Raw genomic sequence first — 17531 nt, 5'->3', positions numbered from 1 at the left:
GAATGTTCATTCATTATGTTATCACAGCGTTGTCCGTTCCACACCATCAGACTAATCCACATTCGCCAGAGTCTGCCCGTTCCCTCCCATTCGTCTATCTCCTCAAAAAAAACAGCCGGGAGAAATCCCGGCCATCCATATCCCTTGAGATGACGACGGAACCCCGTCGCCGCACTCACGGTCCTTCCCATTCATTCCACGCTCTCAAGTCAAATCCATCACCATTTCATCCAAACTAGCGGTATACGACTGCAGGGTACGGGTGAATCGAATCGCTTCCCCGCCGTCCAACACTCGGTGATCAAAGGAAAGGGACAGATTCATACGCCAACCGGCCGTCAGTTTTCCTTCTTCCACTACCGGGCGCTGTTCCACCGGGTGAATGGCCAGGATGGCCACCTCCGGAGGATTAATGATGGGGGTGGCCCACTGTCCCCCCAGGGACCCTGCATTGCTGACGGTGAAGGTTGCCCCGCCCATCTCCGACCGCGAGAGGACCCCCTTACGGGCCTCTTCGGTTTTTTGCCTTATCTCGTCGGCCAGTTGGCGGATACTCTTTCCTTCCACATGGCGCACCACCGGTACCAACAGCCCCCGAGGCGTATCCACAGCGAACCCGACATGAACCGGATGAAATGTGCGTACCGCCTCGCGCTCTTCGTCATAATGGGAATTTAGAACCGGATGGCGGCGCAGTGCAATGGCGATCATCTTCAACAAGATGGGAAGATAACCCGGAGGTCGGCCGCCGCTCATTTTGAACCGCTCCCGCCACTCAACCATTCCGGATACGTCCAGTGTATCGAAATGGGTGGCGTGGGGTTTGCGGGTGATGGAAAACGTAAGGCGCTCGGCGATCACCCGGCGAATGGGGGAGAGGGGTTCCTCGGTATACGGTTCATCCCTCACCGGAGAAACCGGGGACGGCGGAGAAGGAGGATCTGCCAAGTGTGTAGCCGCCACCTGCAGACCCGCTCTCCCGTCCTCCTCTCCATCACTGGATGCAAACCGGCGTACATCCTCATCCATCACCCGTCCTTGGGGGCCGGTCCCCTCCACCTGGGTGAGATCCACGTTCCACTCCCGCGCCAATCGGCGGGTGGAGGGAGCGGCCAACACACGCCTGCGGCGGCGAGGCGGCTGTCTTTCCTCGTCCTCTGCCTTCCCCTCTCCGATCACCACCAGAACATCCCCCACCGAGATGGTCTCCCCTTCCTTCCCGTGAAGGGTCAGCACACGTCCCGCAGCGGGGGAGGGAAGCTCCACCACTGCTTTGTCGGTCTGCACCTCAACCAGAGGTTGGTCGGCGTCAACCGCCTCTCCCTCCCGCACCAGCCAGCGGACCAGTTCGGCTTCTGCCACACCTTCCCCGACATCAGGCAGTTTAAACTGGATTCCCATGGGCTTCCCTCCCTAAAAAGCTATCAATTTTTCAGCCGCCTGGTGGATGCGTCCCTGGTTGGGGCGAAAGTCATCCTCCAAAGCAAACATCGGTACCGGCACATCGTAGCCGGTCACCCGGGTGATGGGGGCTTCCAGCCATAAAAAGGCGTGTTCCTGGATCAATGCGGTCAATTCCGCCCCCACTCCCCCTGTCTTCGGCGCTTCGTGAACAATCAACACACGACCGGTTTTGCGAACGGAACAGATGATCGCCTCTTCATCCAAGGGATAGATACTGCGCAAATCGAGAACATCCCAGTAGACCCCCCGCTGCTCCCAAGTGGCCGCCACCTTCTCCACCATCGGTACCATCGCTCCCCAGGTGAGAACCGTCAGATCGTCTCCCTTTCTCACCTGCCGCGCTTGTCCCAAGGGAATTTCGTAATCCTCCGCAGGCACTTCCTGACGTACGGAGCGATAGAGCTTCATCGGTTCCAGATAAATGACGGGATCCGGATCCCGGATCGCCGCCAACAGCAGCCCTTTGGCATCATAAGGGGTGGATGGAGCCACCACTTTCAGCCCCGGAGTGTGTACCAACAAACTCTCCGTCGAGTCGGAGTGAAGTTCCGGTGCACGGATTCCGCCTCCGTACGGAGCCCGTATGACGATGGAGGCAGGACGCTGCCCCTGGGTACGGGTTCGCAGGCGGGCGGCGTGGGTGATGATTTGTTCAAAAGCGGGATAGATAAAACCCATGAACTGAATCTCCGCCACCGGTCGCAATCCGTTGACCGCCATCCCGATCGCCGCTCCGACGATACCCGCTTCGGCCAGAGGGGTATCGATCACCCGCTCATCCCCAAACTCCTTCCACAACCCTTCCGTAGCCCGGAAAACGCCTCCGTTTTTGCCCACGTCCTCGCCTAGGACCACCACGCGGGAATCTTGTTGCAAGGCCGTGCGCAATCCGTCCTGTATCGCCTGAACCAAAGTTAGCTCAGCCATAAGACCTTCCCTCCGTCTCCGCCCGCTGACGTTTCAATTCCGCCGGCAAAGTCGCATACACATGGGCAAACAGGTGAGAGGGGGGCGGTGCTTCAGCCTTCGCCGCTTTTTTCCAGGCCGAATCCACCTCTTCCCGACAGCGATCGTGACATTCCTCCACCTGTCCGGCTGTTAAAAGCCCCTCCTGTATGAGAAGACTCTCCAATCGTGTCAGTGGATCGCGCCGTTCGACCCAATCGGTCACTTCCTCTTCTTCCCGATAGCGCGTTGCATCATCAGCGGTGGTGTGGGAACCCTTGCGGTAGGTGACCGCCTCGATGAGGGTGGCCCCTTCTCCGCGCCTGGCGCGTCTCACCGCTTCTTGCATAACGTGATAAACCGCCAGTACGTCATTTCCGTCAACGCGAACACCCGGCAGGTTGTATGCCCGGGATTTTTCCGCCACAGTCGGAGTGGCCGATTGGCGGGAGAAAGGGACGCTGATGGCATAGTGGTTGTTTTGACAGAAAAAAACACAGGGCAAGCGGAAAACACCGGCGAAATTAAGCGCCTCATGGAAGTCGCCTTCCGAGGTGGCCCCGTCGCCGAAGTAAGCGACCGTCACGGAAGACTCTCCCTTTAATTTGGCGGCCCACGCCGCTCCCATCGCCTGCGGCAATTGGGTGGCGATCGGTACATAGGGCGGCAACACGCGTACCCCCTCAGGGGCGATGTTCCCCTCCACTCTCCCCATCCAGTAAAGCAGAATGCGATCCAGGGGCATACCGGCGATCATGGCCACTCCATGCTCCCGATAAGTGGGAAAGATCCAATCCTCCCGATCCAGCGCCAACGCGCTTCCCACCTGGGCCGCTTCCTGCCCTTCCAGAGGGGCGTATGTTCCGATCCTCCCCTGGCGCTGCAAGATCACGGATCGCCGGTCAAAGGTTCGGGCCAATACCATCCAACGATGGAAATGGAGTTTCATCTCTATCGAAATGCTGTCCCAGATGGGACGCCCCTCGTCCGTCAAACTGCCGTCCGAACGAAGCAACTGGATATCCACTTGATCCATCTGTTGCAACATAGGCACTCCTCCACTCTTCAGCCGTTCCGATCGAACCCGAGCAAAATCCGTTTCAGGTCCCCCACTTGGTGCAGCCGTTCCAACACCAGCCGATCCGCCGCGCGACACGTGGGCAAATCTTCTTGTCGGGACAGTTGGTAGATTTTAAGCAGCATCTCATAGATGCCCCGGGTTTTCTCCATGACCCGATCATGGTGGTATCCGTGCAGTTCATCCGCCACCTGGATCAATCCGCCGGCATTCACCAGATAATCGGGAGCATACAAGATCCCGCGCTGATGCAGGTCATCCCCATGATCCGCCCGCCCCAACTGGTTGTTGGCGGAACCCACTACGGCCTGGCAACGGAGCTCATCGATCGTTCGATCGTTAATGACACCGCCGATCGCACATGGGGAGAAAATATCGCACGGTTGGCGATGGATCTCATCCACAGCCGCCACCCCCACATCGGGAAAGCGTCTTTTCCAATCCTCCAGCCGGTGCTCCTGGGTATCGGCGATCCATACTTGTGCCCCTTCTTCCAACAATTGTGTAACCAAGCGGCTTCCCACTTTACCCACACCCTGGATAGCGATGGTTCTCCCTTCCAGGTTGGAGTCCCCCCACAGATGTTCAGCTGTGGCACGATACCCCTGCATCACACCATACGCGGTTGGGATGGCGGTGTCTCCGCTTCCCCCGTGACTGACGGGCAATCCGACAAAGGATTGCGATTCCCGTGCCGCGTGTACAAAATCTTCCGGATCCGTCCCCATGTCCGTTCCCGTGAAAAACCGGCCGTTTAAGCCGCCGACAAACCGGCCCAAGGCGCGAAACATTTCCGGGCTTTTATCCTTCTGAGGATCTCCGATCAGGACCGCTTTCCCGCCGCCGAAATCCACATCGGCCAAGCCGCATTTGTACGTCATCCCCTTGGATAGACGTAATACATCCTTTAAAGCGGCATCCGTGGATTCGTAAGGGACCATCCGACACCCGCCCAGAGCAGGGCCCATCGTCGTGTCATGAATGGCGATAATCCCTTTTAAACCCGATCCCTTATGGCGGCAGAAGATGACCTGCTCGTGCCCATCCCGTTCCATCAGGGCAAACACATCCTCCATCAGCGGTACCGAACGGGCTCGTTCACGGATGGTTTCCTGGATTGGCAATTGATCTCCGTTTTTTAACACTTTCATAGCCATCATTCCTCTTTGGGAAGAATTGGGCGGTTATCCCCATGCTATGACGGAGCAAACAAGGAAGTTCATTTACCCTGATAACGGGGATGACGTTTTTCCTTAAAGGCGCGAATTCCTTCCTGAAAATCTGCAGTCTTCCCGGCAATCTCCTGCAACTGCGCCTCCACCTCCAATGCTTCGTTCAAATCGACATCCACGGCCCGATACAAGGAACGCTTCATTAAACCCATCGCCTTGGTCGGTCCCTGTGCCAATTGCTGTGCCCAGGCCATCGCTTGCGACATCAGTTGGTCATGCGGCACCACTTTATTAGCCAATCCGATTTGCACCGCTTCCTCCGCCTCCACGTCGCGGCCGCTCAGCACCAATTCCATCGCCCTGCCAAACCCGACCAAACGCGGTAAAAACCAACTGGATCCGCTGTCGGGAATCAAACCGATGCGAACGAAAGCTTCCACAAACTTGGCCTTATCCGAAATGATCCGCAGATCACAGGCCAGGGCCAGGCTGCAGCCGGCACCGGCAGCCACCCCGTTGACGGCTGCGATGACGGGCTTATCCAACCCGGTGATCGCCTCCACCATCGGATTGTAACGGGAGCGGACACTGTCTCCCAAGGACAGCTTGTCAATATTGGGATCAGTCCGATCGTTCAGATCCTGTCCGGAGCAAAATGCGTTCCCCGCCCCTGTCAGCAGAACGACACGCACCTCGGGATCTTTGCCGACTTCATTCATGTAACGGGTTAAGTCCCGGTTTAATTCCGTATTAAAGGCATTGTAGACTTGGGGGCGGTTCAGCGTCAGGATGGCGACGCCCCCTTCTTTTTTCATCATCACAGTTTCCGACATATCGATTCCTCCTCTATTTTCCTTGAAAACGGGGCTTTCGTTTCTCGCCGAAGGCCCGCATTCCTTCTTTTTGATCTTCCGTTCCAAACAAGAAAAAAAACAGTTTCTGTTCGTAATCCAATGCCTCGTCCAATCCGTGTTCCGCCGCTCTTCGTACCGCTTCCTTCCCCAGACGAAGGGCAATCGGAGCTTTATCGGCCAACGACTCGGCCAATTTCATCGTCTCCGCTTCCAGGTTTTCCACCGGAACCACCCGGTTGACCAATCCGGCTGCATGCGCTTCCTGAGCCGTAATCGGTTCTCCGGTCAGGACCATTTCCATTGCCCGGACTTTCCCCAATGCGCGAGTCAGCCGCTGAGTGCCGCCAGCGCCGGGGATCACGCCCAGCTGGATTTCCGGTTGACCCAGTCGCGCCGTCTCCGATGCGACGATCAAGTCGCAGGCCAAGGCTAATTCACACCCTCCTCCCAGGGCAAAACCACTGACGGAAGCAATCAGGGGTTTGGGGAATCGGCGGATACGGTTCCAATCGTCAAACGGATCCGCGATCAGCATATCCACCGATGTGGATGCCGCCATCTCCCCGATATCGGCACCGGCGGCAAACACTCGCTCTCCACCGGTAATCACCGCTACCCGTACGTCATCATCCTGTCCCATCTCCTCCAACGTTTGCACCAGCTCTCTTATCAGCGATCGATTCAGTGCATTTAACACCCGGGGCCGGTCCAGTTGAATCCATCCAACGGGCCCGCGCCGTGTCACTTTTAAGTAGGCTCTCTCCACAACTCTCCCCCCTTGTCATTCAGACAGCATTTTAAAGCGCTTACATTTGCTGTTGCATGAATCAGACTAATTTCAGTTCCATTCTTTATTTTATCAAAAGCGTAAATCCTCTGTCAGGTACTCGCTTTACAGGGGTGAAGAGCCTCTCCAAAAAGAAAAAGCCCGAAACGGGCTTGCGTCACGAAACATGACTGCGAGACTCTTCCAGACAACTCTCACAAACGATCTTCTCTTTGAAGTAAAAAAGGCGATCCGTCGAGTCACAGAAAATACAGGATGGATTATACTTTTGCAGTACGATCTCATCTTGATTTACAAAGATCTCCACGCCATCGTGCGGATTGATGTTCATCGTATCCCGAAGCTCTTTGGGCAATACGATTCGACCCAGGTGGTCCACTTTACGTACGATTCCGATCCCTCTCATCGACGATTCCTCCCAACCCGTACGGGTAGTGAATAAAGAAGATGCGGGAGATGTCGGCCTGCATCCGGAGAAACGCCTCATGGAAAGCGATCAGAAATCTTTTGTTCAATCGGAACCCTCTTCCGGTCCCAATGACCCGTTCGACTCTGAATCCGACGGAGAGTCGGAAGATGAATCATCAGACTCCGGTTTCGTTGGTTCGGATTCTCCTTCATCCTCATCCGGTTGTGACGAAGAAGAACTCCCCTCCTTCGATTCTTCCTTTGTGGAGTTGCCGGAACTGTTGGACGTTTCCCCGTTGTCAGGATCCTGTCCAGCCTCTGAACGGTCGCCGTCCTCATGTTCGGAATCATCGGGTGATGAATCCGATTCATCCAAATCCTCGTCGCCGTTATCCTCATTGGATTTTGCTTGATCTTTTTCGTTTTGTTTTTCTTCCTTGACCCATTCTTCCCATTCTTTCTCCGAAGGTGGATTGCGCAAGATGGGGGTTAAGTCTACCATTTCCATTACTTCGCTCATGGAGAGCTCCAGCAATTGGTCGACCGCGATATCCAAACCGTTTCGCTTGGCCAGGATCCAAACCGCGTACTTGGCCGGTGACAGACCGGTTTTTTCCGCTTCCGCCTTCAGGACATCAGGCAGGGGCAAGGTGTACAGGTCCACATTGGATTGCGTTAATTCCGGATCCCCGCCAATGCTTTCTTTAATTTCATCCAGGGTCTTGCTAGAAACCTCGGGGTCCTGTTTTTGTTTGTCCACTTGGGAAACGATGATCCGGTCATGAGGTTTTAAGTACCCCTGCTCCTGTGCACGATTTAATACCATAACCACCATTTGGTTGATGGGGACCCCTTTCCAATCCAATCCCTGGATCAACGCTTCACCCGCAGGGTTGAAGGCTCGTACCTCCACCACCTGGCTGTTTTTGTCGACCCCCAACTCGAGGCTGGTATTCAGGTCAATATAGACGTACGTTTCCGCATGGGCGTCCGTGGGAATCCACAACAAGGGCAGGAAAACCGCCAATAGCACAATCGCGGCTACCACACCGCCGACCATGGCTGTTTTTCCAGGTAGCGCCATAGGGAGAAACGGCTTTTTCACTTCTTCAAACGCGATTTCCTGGCCCACCTCCGCGTCGACCCGTTTCGGCACCTTAAGAAAGGTCCCTTCAGGAGTCAGCACCACATAATGTCGCCGACTTCTCTTCATTACAATCCCCTTCTGCACCAAGTCCACCTCCCTTCTTTTCTACTGGTAGACCGAGGTAGTCCCGCAACAGGGGGAGATCCTCGATCAAGACCAAGACCAACGCCGTTAAATAAACCCGGTGTCGCTTCAAGGTTCGGCGATGGCACCCCACCTTTTCGGCAAAGCTTTTCTTGGTCGTTTTTTGATGAAGGAATTCTTCCATCCATTTTTCGTTGGCCGCTATTTTCCGTGCGATAGCCAACATATCTTCCCTGGTATCCCGATGTTTGGGGGACGATTTCACCAAGTCATTCATGCTGATCCCAACGCGGGCCAGGGATTGTGAAAACTGCTGGATCTCCAAGCGACGAACTTCCGCCAGTTCCCGCTCCCGATACCGCTCAAACGATTCCGCCACTACTTCCCTGTGAGTCGGTTCATTCTCTCTGGAGTCGGGAGGAATCAACGGCACTTGGTTCTGGTGCTTTTGCTCCCTCCGATAGTGATCGGCCAACCTTCGCTGTACAACCATATAAGCAAAGGTCAGAAAGGAAGACGGTTCGCTGCGACGGTACTGTGTAATCGCCTCGTTAAACCCCGCCAGAGCAATGGAGTACTCATCATCCTGGATGGTGATGTTTCGTTTGCAAATACGAGAGGCGATCTTGATGACGTATGATCGGTATTCGCCCAACAGCGCTTCACGCTGCCCGGAAGACTCGTCGGCTTGGGCTTTCAACACGCGCTCTTCTAGTTCCCGCTTTTCCTGGTTTTGATCACCGTCCCCCAGGATTTGCAATGCCGACACCTCTCCCTACTCTATATATTCGCAACCTCCGTTTGTTTTTTGTCCATTTCAATTTTCCATTTTCCACTGTCTCGCATCCATTCATGACCCCGTGCGATTAGGGCCTGTCTGATCCATCCGTAAGGCGAGACTTGTGCTCTGTGAGTACAAAGGCTCTCCACCATCCATACCGCCCTTCCCTTTTCTTACGGAAAATTGAATGACCAACAGGCCCTAGTTGGCGACCCGGATTTGTAATAGAAATGATAAATACAAAAAGTAAAGGATTCGTAACATCTCCATTATAAACAGATGCATAAAAAAAGCCAGTTCCAGCTAATTAAAGGGTCGATCATTTTTTTCGATGTTTGTGCAAATAACCCGATTCCGGGGAATCGGGCTCTCTTTTTTTCATTGTTTTATGCTACAACATTCAGCCATTGATATGAGACGCCCGCACGGCATGGATCGCATCCGGATTTTCCAGTGAAGAGAGGTCTCCGGCGTCTTGGCCCGTATAGGCAGCTTTAATCGCTCGGCGCAGGATTTTTCCGTTGCGGGTCTTGGGCAACTCCCGGACAAAATGAATGGCGCGGGGGCGAAGCGCTTTCCCCATCCGTTCCCCCACCCATGCCATCAGTTCACGCCTTAACGCTTCCCTCTCGTCTGCTTCCGCCTTCAAAATGACAAAACAGACAGCTGCTTCCCCTTTATCGGCATCCGGCACTCCGATCGTGGCGGATTCCAGCACGGCGGGATGATCGACCAACGTGGATTCCATCTCGGCTGGACCCAAGCGTTTGCCCGCGATTTTCAGCGTGTCGTCGGAACGGCCGGTAATGTACCAGAACCCGTCCTCGTCCACTTCCACCCAGTCTCCATGCACCCACACACCGGGAAAACGTTCCCAGTACGTCTGTTCATAACGGTCGGGATCCCGCCAAAAACCTCGGGTCATGCCGACCCAAGGCTGACGGACCACCAACTCTCCGACTTCTCTCCGTATGCTTTTCCCCTGTTCATTCACCACATCTGCATCCATCCCCGGCATGGGTCCGCTAAATGAACAGGGAGCGATGGGTTTCATCAGATTGGTGGCCAAAATGCCTCCAGAAATCTCTGTTCCTCCGGAATAGTTCCAGATCGGTGCCCGCTTTTGCCCCACCGTTTCAAACAACCACTGCCACGGCTCCGGATTCCATGGTTCCCCAGTGGAACCGAACACGCGCAAGGATTCCAGGTGACATCCTTTTACCCACTCATCCCCGTGTTTCATCAGCGCTCGCACCACCGTCGGGGAGAGCCCCAGATGGGTCACACCATGGTCTTCCACCAGCCGCCACATCCGGTCCGGATGGGGATAATCCGGTGTTCCTTCAAACAGCAACATGGTGGTTCCCGTCAACAGCGAGCCAAACACCATCCACGGTCCCATCATCCAACCCATGTCCGTCATCCAGAAGAGAACGCTGCCTTCATCCAGATCCATCCCGTACCCGGCGTCGAAAGCCGCCTTGACCGGAAAGCCTGCATGAACATGAACCGTTCCTTTGGGGCGGCCGGTGGTGCCGGAGGTATAGATGATCATAAAGGGGTGATCCGCATCGGTAGATGCGGCAGTCAGCGGTGTACGGTCAGCGGACAGCATATTGGACCAATCCACATCGCGGGGAAAGGCGGGAATTTGCCGCCCCAACCGGCGAACCACCACCACATGTTGGACGCTGGGAGACTGTTCCGCCGCTTTGTCCGCCTCCTCTTTCATGTTGACCGTTTTTCCCCGACGGAGGAAACCGTCGGCGGTGATGAGCACCTTGGCTTCGCAATCCCGCAAACGAGTGGCTACCGCCTCTGCTCCATAACCGGAGAAACACGGAGTAAAGATGGCGCCGATCCGGGCAACCGCCAGCATGGCAACCACATTTTCCACCACCATCGGCAAATAAATGGCCACCCGGTCCCCTTCACCGATTCCCAGCTTCCGCAAGCCGCGGGCGGCCCGGTTCACCTCGGTCCACAGTTCCCGGTAGGTCCATTTCTGCACCTCTCCGTTATCTCCTTCCCAGATCAATGCAAGCCGGTGACGGGTAGAGGGTTTTTCCACCCAGCGATCGAGAGCGTTCACCGAAACGTTGAATCCCCCTTCTACAAACCAGCGGGCCCATGGTATTCCCTTGGAAGTGTCCAATACCTGCCGATAGGGACGATCCCAGACGAACCCCAGATCCTTTTCCACCGTCTCCCAAAACCAGGCCGCATCCTGCACGGACCGTTTATGGAACTCATCGGCGCTCTCCGTCCCCACCTTCGCCATCAATCGTCCCAGACGCGACTGTTTGATATCTCCTTCTGTTGGAAACCAAACGGCTCGACCCATCCATCGTTCACCCCGCACATCAAAAAGTTTGTACAACATAGAGGGTTTCGAAAAAACGCGTCCCATCTGCCTTTTCCCTCGAAAATGAGACGCCGGCATCAAAATAGGGTAAAATAAAGGACACGATTGGAAAGAAGAGTGGTGTTCTATGGACCAGCGATACTTGAAACGGACGATTGTCAATGGAGAAGTGGAAAGCAGCCACCTGGGGGAAACCCGAAGCATTCAAGTGTATCTCCCGCCGGAACATGACGACCATGCTTCCTATCCCGTTCTCTATCTCCAGGACGGTGACGATTATTTAAACTTGGGCCGATTGGCCACACAGGCCAACCGGTTGATCCTGGACGGAGAGATCCGCCCCTTTGCAGCCGTGGCCATACCGGTGGATAAGGAGAAGCGAACATCTGAGTACGCCCCGGTCGGTGAACGCCACCAACCTTATCTTCGCTTTTTTACGGATGAACTCCTGCCTTATGTAGAAGGCGAGTTTCCCGTTGCAGCCATTCCCGGAGAACGTGTGCTGGGCGGTTCCTCCCTGGGAGGGACGGTCTCTCTCCATCTGGCCCTTCAGAATCCGCAGCAATTTCACCGGATTCTGTCCCAATCCGGTGCGTTTCTGGAACCGACGCTGGAAGCGATCCGTCACACCGATTCCTTGTCCCACCTGGAGATTTATCAAACGATCGGGAAAGCGGAAACAGCAGTCCCCACCCATATAGGTAATTTGGATCTGCTGAGTCGCAACCGCGAAGTCCACCGCGCCCTGCAGGAAAAGGATGCCCGCATCCATTATACCGAGCAGGATGGCAACCATACCTGGGGATTCTGGCAAAAGGATCTGCCGCAAGCGTTAGCTTTCTTTTTCGGAATGTAACCTCCCACCGGATGTTCACCCTTTTTGGGCGAAACATCCGGTAGTTTTTTTATGACCTATACAAAAAACGCCCCGGAGGGGCGTTGAAGCTGCTGACAAACGCTTTATTGCAGGAAGAGGGGACGACCACAGACCCGAGTCCCGTTTTACGGAAGGTAGGTGAAATCATCTGTAGGGCGAGACCGGGTCGGGATGGCTGTCTTCGTTTCGTTGCAAAAAACGGCAAAGGCTCTCCGCCAGCCATCCCGACCCTCTCCTGCTCTTACGGAAGATAGACAGGCTCTCAAAGCATAAGGTCTCGCCATGGTCACCTTCGTTCCCCAATCTCACGTTAAACATCAACCTGACACCCCACAAGGGGTGCTTTTAGCAATGCTTGTCGTAAGCGCTGGTCAGGTTGGCAGCGATCTCTTCCAGCGAACGATCCTCGATCTCGTGACGCTGCACCATGTGTACCAGCTCTCCGTCTTTCATCAAGGCGAAAGACGGGGAGGACGGCGGATAGCCGGTGAAGTATTCCCGGGCTTTTGCCGTTGCTTCTTTGTCTTGTCCCGCAAACACAGTGAACAAATGGTCCGGTTTCTTCTTATTGTTGAGAGAGTGGGCCACAGCCGGCCGGGCCAGTCCGGCGGCGCATCCGCAGACCGAATTGACGACGATCAGAGCCGTCCCCTTGGCGCCCTCGCCTTCCAAGGCTTGTTCCACTTCCTCCGGTGTAGTCAATTCTGTAAAACCGATCCGAGTCAGCTCATCCCGCATCGGTTGAACCATCATTTGCATTTGTTGAATGTAAAAATCTTGTGCCATACCATCCATCCCTCCTTGTCTGTATTGTATCCAAATCAACGCCTGTCGTCCATCAAAGGAAGACGTGTGCTTTAGGGCGTGTCTGAACAATCCGTAGCGCGAGATCCCGGGCCGGTATGGCCGTCTTCCTTTTTTGCAAAAGCGCATAGCGAGACCAGGGAACAACAGTGACCCGGGCGAGACTTGTGCTCTATGAGTGCAAAGACGAATCAAAAGCCACACCGACCCTCTCTTATTTTGCGGGAAATTGAATAACCAGACAAGCCCGAGTGCAAAACGAGAGCGAATCCAATTCGCATAAAGCAACCCCAAAAGGTGCACCCTGCAAGGTAGAAACACCGAAAAGGCGGAATTCCCATGACCCACACCGATCACCGTGAAAACACCAGACCCCGGGAAACCTCCGGAAAGCACATCCGGGCCTTTGGATGGATGATTCTTTTGACAGCGATCGCATTTGCCGCTGTCGCCACCGAGTATCTCCCGAGGGGGCTCACCTTAACCGTCATCCTGGTACTGGCGGCCATCCAAACCGTATTGCAGCTGGCAACCTTCATGCACTTGGATCGACGACACCAGCTTCCCATTCTGTTTATGGTGAGCGGTCTTGGGTTCAGTGTGATCATCGCTGTTGCGATTTGGTGGTTGAGAGGATAAAACAGACAGACGAAAACACGCTCCCGGACGGGTCCTTCGGTTGCTCCCCCACCGGGAGCGTTTTGAGATCTAAAAATACGCTGGAAGTGCACACTGGACAGCTTTACGTGCGGAATGAAGCCAAACATGAAATCAATCTGTGATCCCAACGGTCTATCGACCCTGCCGAAACGGATACGGACAGACAAGCGCTTGCACACTATCCGGGCCAACCGTTGCACAGCTTATTCCCTAGGAGAAGCAATCGAGTCGTTTCCACCAGTGAACCCGAACCCTATTTTCAATTGGCATGATTGTTGCTTTTACTTGTTTGCGCAGTGCTACGAGATCTTTATTTTATAGGGAGGTTTCACCGTGTTCAAAAAGGCTTTTGCTGTGTTACAACGGGTCGGACGGGCTCTGATGCTGCCTGTCGCCCTCTTGCCCGCTGCGGGTTTGTTGCTCGGGCTGGGACATGAAAACGTTCTCAACATTCCGTTGATGGAACAAGCAGGCGGCGTCATTTTTGACAACCTGCCTCTATTGTTTGCAATTGGCGTAGCCATCGGTTTGGCTGGCGGTGAAGGCACCGCCGGTGTCGCCGCAGTGGTGGGTTATCTGATTATGAACACCACCATGGGGATCCTGGCCAATGATCAAGGCTTGGAGACGGTCCAGGTACTGGGCATCGACACCATCCAGATGGGGGTGTTCGGCGGGATTATCATGGGGATTGTAGCCGCGTATCTATATAATCGATTCCATGATATTCAGCTGCCCCCGTATCTCGGCTTTTTTGGGGGACGACGCTTTGTTCCGATCGTTACCGCCGTTACTTCGTTCCTGATGGGAATCGCCTTCTTTTTCATCTGGCCGCCGATTCAGTCGGTCATCGATACCTTCGGCACGGCGGTAACGGGTCAAAATACCTTATTGGCCGCCTTTATCTTCGGCGTCATCGAGCGTTCTCTGATCCCTTTCGGCTTGCATCACATCTTTTACTCACCGATCTGGTTTGAGTTCGGCACCTTTCAAAACGCTGCCGGCGAAGTCTTCCGTGGAGACTTCCATCGCTTCTTCGGCGGAGATCCTACGGCGGGAACCTTTATGACCGGAAAGTTTCCTTTTATGATGTTCGGTCTGCCGGCGGCCGCCTTGGCCATCTACCATGAAGCGCGCAAAGAGAGGAAAAAAGTGGTAGGCGGCATTATGTTGTCCGCTGCCCTCACTTCGTTCCTGACGGGGATTACGGAGCCGATTGAATTTTCGTTCCTGTTCGTCGCGCCGCTGCTGTTTGCCATTCACGCCCTGTTCGCCGGTATCTCTTTCGCCCTGATGGATTTCCTCGGTGTCAAAGCGGGAATGACTTTCTCAGGCGGAGTGATCGACTATCTCCTGTATTGGAACCTGTCCACCAATTCGATTCTGATCCTGCCCGTCGGTGCAGCCTTCGCAGTGATCTACTACTTCGGCTTCCGCTTCGCAATCCGCAAGTTCAATCTGAAAACACCGGGTCGCGAGGATGAAGATGATGCCGACGACAGCACGGAAGCGGGTAAAGAAGGCGAATTGGCCCACGACGTGCTGGACGCTTTCGGCGGCGCAGACAACATCGCCAACCTGGATGCTTGCATCACCCGTCTGCGCGTGATCGTCAAAGATGCGAAACAAGTGGACCAAGACCGCCTCAAAAAGCTGGGGGCCTCGGGTGTACTGGTCTACGGCGAAAGCATCCAGGCTATTTTTGGAACCCAGTCCGATAATCTGAAAGGCCAAATACAGGATATCATCCGCGGTAAAAAACCGCGTACCACGGAACCGGTCCAAACCAAAGAAGATGGAAGCGTCCGGAGCACCGACGGCCGGGAGGAAATCGGCGCCCCGATGAAAGGGAAGATCCTGCCCATCACGAAAGTTCCCGATGAAGTCTTCTCCGGCAAAATGATGGGCGACGGCTTTGCCATTGAACCCGCCGACGGCACCGTCGTCTCCCCTGTGGACGGCAAAGTGATCAACGTCTTCCCCACCAAACACGCCATCGGCATTCAATCCGACCACGGGATCGAGATCCTGATCCACGTCGGGATCGACACCGTCAAGATGGAAGGAGAAGGTTTCGATCTCCTGATCAAAAAGGGCGACCGGGTCAAACAGGGACAACGCCTCCTGAAAGTGGACCTGGATGCCGTGAAGAAAAAAGCCAAATCGACGATCACCCCCATTGTGATCACCAACTTGGAAGAAGGAGAAAAGCTGACCCTTCTCAAAGACGGAGACGTCCGTTCCGGTGAAACAGGAATCGTTTCCATTAAAAGCGAAGACTAATCTTTAAACGAAAGAAGACCGGCACCAAGATGCCGGTCTTCTTTTGGTTTTTTATTGTAAGGAATATGATCGGGTAGTCATGCGGCTCCTCTTATCCGATAATAAAATCAATGATCCGAAATAGTAAATCGCAAAAGAGAAGAGGGATCCGTCATGAGTCACATCGCGAAAACCCCCAACCCTCCTTATTATGCCGTCATTTTTTCCTCGGAACGCAGTGAAGACGACAACGGATACGAGGTCATGGGGGAAAAAATGGTGAAGCTGGCCTCCGATCAGCCGGGATTTTTAGGCGTGGAAAGTGTACGGGATAAAAACGGCTTTGGGTTGACGATTTCTTATTGGGAATCCACAGAAGCCATTCAAAATTGGAAGGAACATTCACTCCATCAACTGGCTCAGCAAAAAGGAAAAGCACAGTGGTATCTTCGATACAAAACCAGAGTGTGTCGGGTCGAAAGGGATTATGGCTTTGACAGAAATGAGGATCTGTCGTAATAATCCTATCAGGGTGTTGAAAATCAAATTCGCCATTCATTTAAAAACCATCGGCTTATTGATCGCCGGTGGTTTTAAACAACTTCCGATACTTCCCATATCCTTCCTGCTCCAACTCCTCCTTGGGAATAAAACGCAGGGCGGCGGAGTTGATGCAGTAGCGCAGGCCTTCCGGTCCGGGGCCGTCGGGAAAGACGTGGCCCAGGTGGGAGTCGGCGGTTTTGCTGCGCACTTCGGTGCGGAACATGCCGTGGCTTCGGTCCTCCCGTTCCTCGATCTCTTCCTTTTGAATCGGCCGGGTGAAGCTGGGCCAGCCGCAACCGGCATCGTATTGATCCGTCGAGTTGAACAGGGGCTCCCCTGAGACGATGTCGACGTAGATCCCTTCCCGTTTGTTGTCCCAGTATTCGTTTCGAAACGGCGGTTCCGTTCCGTTTTCCTGCGTCACTTGATACTGCATCGGGGTCAGCCGCTTTTTTAAGGCTTCGCGATCCGGCTTCACCATGACGGACCCTCCTTGCCGTAATGGTTTTTAAGTTTATTCTTTCCCGATCCTTATTTTTTCATCATCTTTTGCATCCGCTCCGCCGCCTCAATCGCATGGGGGACCACTTCTTTCATCCGATCCACGGTCAGCCGGCCGACGGGACCGGAAACGGCCAGAGCGGCAACAATTTTACCGTGGCGGTCAAAAACGGGGACCGCAACGGCGGAGGTGCCCGCTTCCCGTTCCTCCACACTGGTGGCATAACCTTCTTTTTTAATCCTCTGCAACTGTTGCAGATACTCTCCCTGGTCCACCGTTTCCGGCCAACCGGGATCGCCCAAGATCAAAGCCTGCTCCGACGGCTCCGAAAAAGCGGCAAGCACTTTGCTGGACGCCCCCACCGCCAAGGGCATACGAGCCCCGATCGGTGCCACGCGGCGAATGGCTTGGTTGCTCTCCACCGCCTGCACCCGGATTCGTTCATATCCGTCCCGGACATATAAGCTGACAGTCTCCTCGATGGCATCACGCAGCTTTTCCATTTCGGGCAGGAAAAGAATAGCCGGATCGTCCGATTGGGAAAGATGGGTAGACAACTCCCAGATGCGAAAGCCCAGCCGATATTTTTCAGTGTCGCCGTCCCGAATAAGAAAGCCCTTCTCCTCCAACGTAGCCAACAGACGGTACACCGTGCTTTTGTTCAAATCCGTCATCCGCGCGATTTCCGTCAGGCTCAGTTCCGGTGCCTCGGTGAAACAGAGCAGAATATCCAACGCACGCTCAGCGGCGCGCACGGTTTTCTTGGTTTCCATCGCGGATTGCCCCTTTAGTTCCGTC

18 protein-coding genes are annotated in these 17531 nt (G+C 54.6%); 4 read left to right on the top strand and 14 right to left on the bottom strand.

The window, feature by feature from the left end:
• Positions 1 to 204: 204 nt before the first annotated feature.
• The 11 genes from JOE21_RS09890 to JOE21_RS09840 all read right to left on the bottom strand — a co-directional run bounded on the left by JOE21_RS09890 (position 205) and on the right by JOE21_RS09840 (position 11064).
• Complete coding sequence (locus JOE21_RS09890; protein WP_309865419.1) at positions 205 to 1401, bottom strand: dihydrolipoamide acetyltransferase family protein; 1197 nt, start codon at positions 1399 to 1401, stop codon at positions 205 to 207.
• A gap of 12 nt (positions 1402 to 1413) precedes the next feature.
• Positions 1414 to 2391, bottom strand: coding sequence for an alpha-ketoacid dehydrogenase subunit beta (locus JOE21_RS09885; protein ID WP_309865417.1), 978 nt, complete (start codon positions 2389 to 2391; stop codon positions 1414 to 1416).
• Entirely contained in the window at positions 2384 to 3457 is a 1074-nt protein-coding gene (pdhA, locus tag JOE21_RS09880) for a pyruvate dehydrogenase (acetyl-transferring) E1 component subunit alpha (RefSeq protein ID WP_374709345.1), read from the bottom strand. The genes JOE21_RS09885 and pdhA overlap by 8 nt, the downstream gene beginning before the upstream one ends.
• A 17-nt stretch (positions 3458 to 3474) precedes the next feature.
• Complete coding sequence (locus JOE21_RS09875; RefSeq protein WP_309865414.1) at positions 3475 to 4638, bottom strand: Leu/Phe/Val dehydrogenase; 1164 nt, start codon at positions 4636 to 4638, stop codon at positions 3475 to 3477.
• Positions 4639 to 4706: 68 nt separating this feature from the next.
• Entirely contained in the window at positions 4707 to 5492 is a 786-nt protein-coding gene (locus tag JOE21_RS09870; protein ID WP_309865412.1) for an enoyl-CoA hydratase-related protein, read from the bottom strand.
• Positions 5493 to 5505: 13 nt separating this feature from the next.
• The gene (locus tag JOE21_RS09865) at positions 5506 to 6279 is read right to left on the bottom strand and encodes an enoyl-CoA hydratase-related protein (RefSeq protein ID WP_309865410.1); all 774 of its coding nucleotides are present in this window, start codon (positions 6277 to 6279) and stop codon (positions 5506 to 5508) included.
• 178 nt (positions 6280 to 6457) lie between these two features.
• On the bottom strand, positions 6458 to 6706 hold the full coding sequence (locus JOE21_RS09860) for an AbrB/MazE/SpoVT family DNA-binding domain-containing protein (protein ID WP_309865407.1): 249 nt from the start codon (positions 6704 to 6706) through the stop codon (positions 6458 to 6460).
• The gene (locus JOE21_RS09855; RefSeq protein ID WP_309865404.1) at positions 6681 to 6815 is read right to left on the bottom strand and encodes a hypothetical protein; all 135 of its coding nucleotides are present in this window, start codon (positions 6813 to 6815) and stop codon (positions 6681 to 6683) included. Before JOE21_RS09855 ends, JOE21_RS09860 begins: the two co-directional genes overlap by 26 nt.
• Positions 6812 to 7921 carry an anti-sigma factor domain-containing protein gene (locus JOE21_RS09850; RefSeq protein WP_309865401.1) on the bottom strand — a complete coding sequence of 370 codons (1110 nt, stop codon included), beginning with the start codon at positions 7919 to 7921 and terminating at the stop codon, positions 6812 to 6814. Before JOE21_RS09850 ends, JOE21_RS09855 begins: the two co-directional genes overlap by 4 nt.
• Complete coding sequence (gene sigI / locus JOE21_RS09845) at positions 7881 to 8708, bottom strand: RNA polymerase sigma-I factor (protein WP_309865398.1); 828 nt, start codon at positions 8706 to 8708, stop codon at positions 7881 to 7883. The genes JOE21_RS09850 and sigI overlap by 41 nt, the downstream gene beginning before the upstream one ends.
• 412 nt (positions 8709 to 9120) lie before the next feature.
• Positions 9121 to 11064 carry an AMP-binding protein gene (locus JOE21_RS09840; RefSeq protein WP_309865395.1) on the bottom strand — a complete coding sequence of 648 codons (1944 nt, stop codon included), beginning with the start codon at positions 11062 to 11064 and terminating at the stop codon, positions 9121 to 9123.
• Positions 11065 to 11212: 148 nt separating this feature from the next.
• Here JOE21_RS09840 and JOE21_RS09835 point away from each other — a divergent pair, with 148 nt between their 5' ends.
• Positions 11213 to 11941 (top strand): alpha/beta hydrolase, encoded by a 729-nt coding sequence (locus tag JOE21_RS09835; protein ID WP_309865393.1) that lies wholly within the window; start codon positions 11213 to 11215, stop codon positions 11939 to 11941.
• A 366-nt stretch (positions 11942 to 12307) separates the two neighbouring features.
• Here JOE21_RS09835 and JOE21_RS09830 read toward each other — a convergent pair whose 3' ends face one another.
• Positions 12308 to 12748: a BrxA/BrxB family bacilliredoxin gene (locus JOE21_RS09830; protein ID WP_309865391.1), complete on the bottom strand. Its 441-nt coding sequence runs from the start codon at positions 12746 to 12748 to the stop codon at positions 12308 to 12310.
• Between the two features lie 357 nt (positions 12749 to 13105).
• Here JOE21_RS09830 and JOE21_RS09825 point away from each other — a divergent pair, with 357 nt between their 5' ends.
• The 3 genes from JOE21_RS09825 to JOE21_RS09815 all read left to right on the top strand — a co-directional run bounded on the left by JOE21_RS09825 (position 13106) and on the right by JOE21_RS09815 (position 16207).
• A complete protein-coding gene (locus JOE21_RS09825) occupies positions 13106 to 13405 on the top strand; it encodes a cytochrome C oxidase subunit IV family protein (protein ID WP_309865389.1) in 300 nt (99 codons plus the stop codon).
• Positions 13406 to 13759: 354 nt separating this feature from the next.
• Positions 13760 to 15709: a glucose-specific PTS transporter subunit IIBC gene (gene ptsG, locus JOE21_RS09820; RefSeq protein WP_309865385.1), complete on the top strand. Its 1950-nt coding sequence runs from the start codon at positions 13760 to 13762 to the stop codon at positions 15707 to 15709.
• A 153-nt stretch (positions 15710 to 15862) separates the two neighbouring features.
• Positions 15863 to 16207 carry an antibiotic biosynthesis monooxygenase family protein gene (locus JOE21_RS09815; protein ID WP_309865382.1) on the top strand — a complete coding sequence of 115 codons (345 nt, stop codon included), beginning with the start codon at positions 15863 to 15865 and terminating at the stop codon, positions 16205 to 16207.
• A gap of 55 nt (positions 16208 to 16262) precedes the next feature.
• Here JOE21_RS09815 and msrB read toward each other — a convergent pair whose 3' ends face one another.
• Positions 16263 to 16712 carry a peptide-methionine (R)-S-oxide reductase MsrB gene (msrB, locus tag JOE21_RS09810; protein ID WP_309865379.1) on the bottom strand — a complete coding sequence of 150 codons (450 nt, stop codon included), beginning with the start codon at positions 16710 to 16712 and terminating at the stop codon, positions 16263 to 16265.
• 50 nt (positions 16713 to 16762) lie between these two features.
• Positions 16763 to 17506 carry an IclR family transcriptional regulator gene (locus JOE21_RS09805; protein WP_309865378.1) on the bottom strand — a complete coding sequence of 248 codons (744 nt, stop codon included), beginning with the start codon at positions 17504 to 17506 and terminating at the stop codon, positions 16763 to 16765.
• Positions 17507 to 17531 lie beyond the last annotated feature (25 nt).

This window comes from Desmospora profundinema (genome assembly GCF_031454155.1).
Taxonomy (GTDB): domain Bacteria; phylum Bacillota; class Bacilli; order Thermoactinomycetales; family DSM-45169; genus Desmospora; species Desmospora profundinema.
This window is presented reverse-complemented; position numbering and strand designations above follow the sequence as displayed.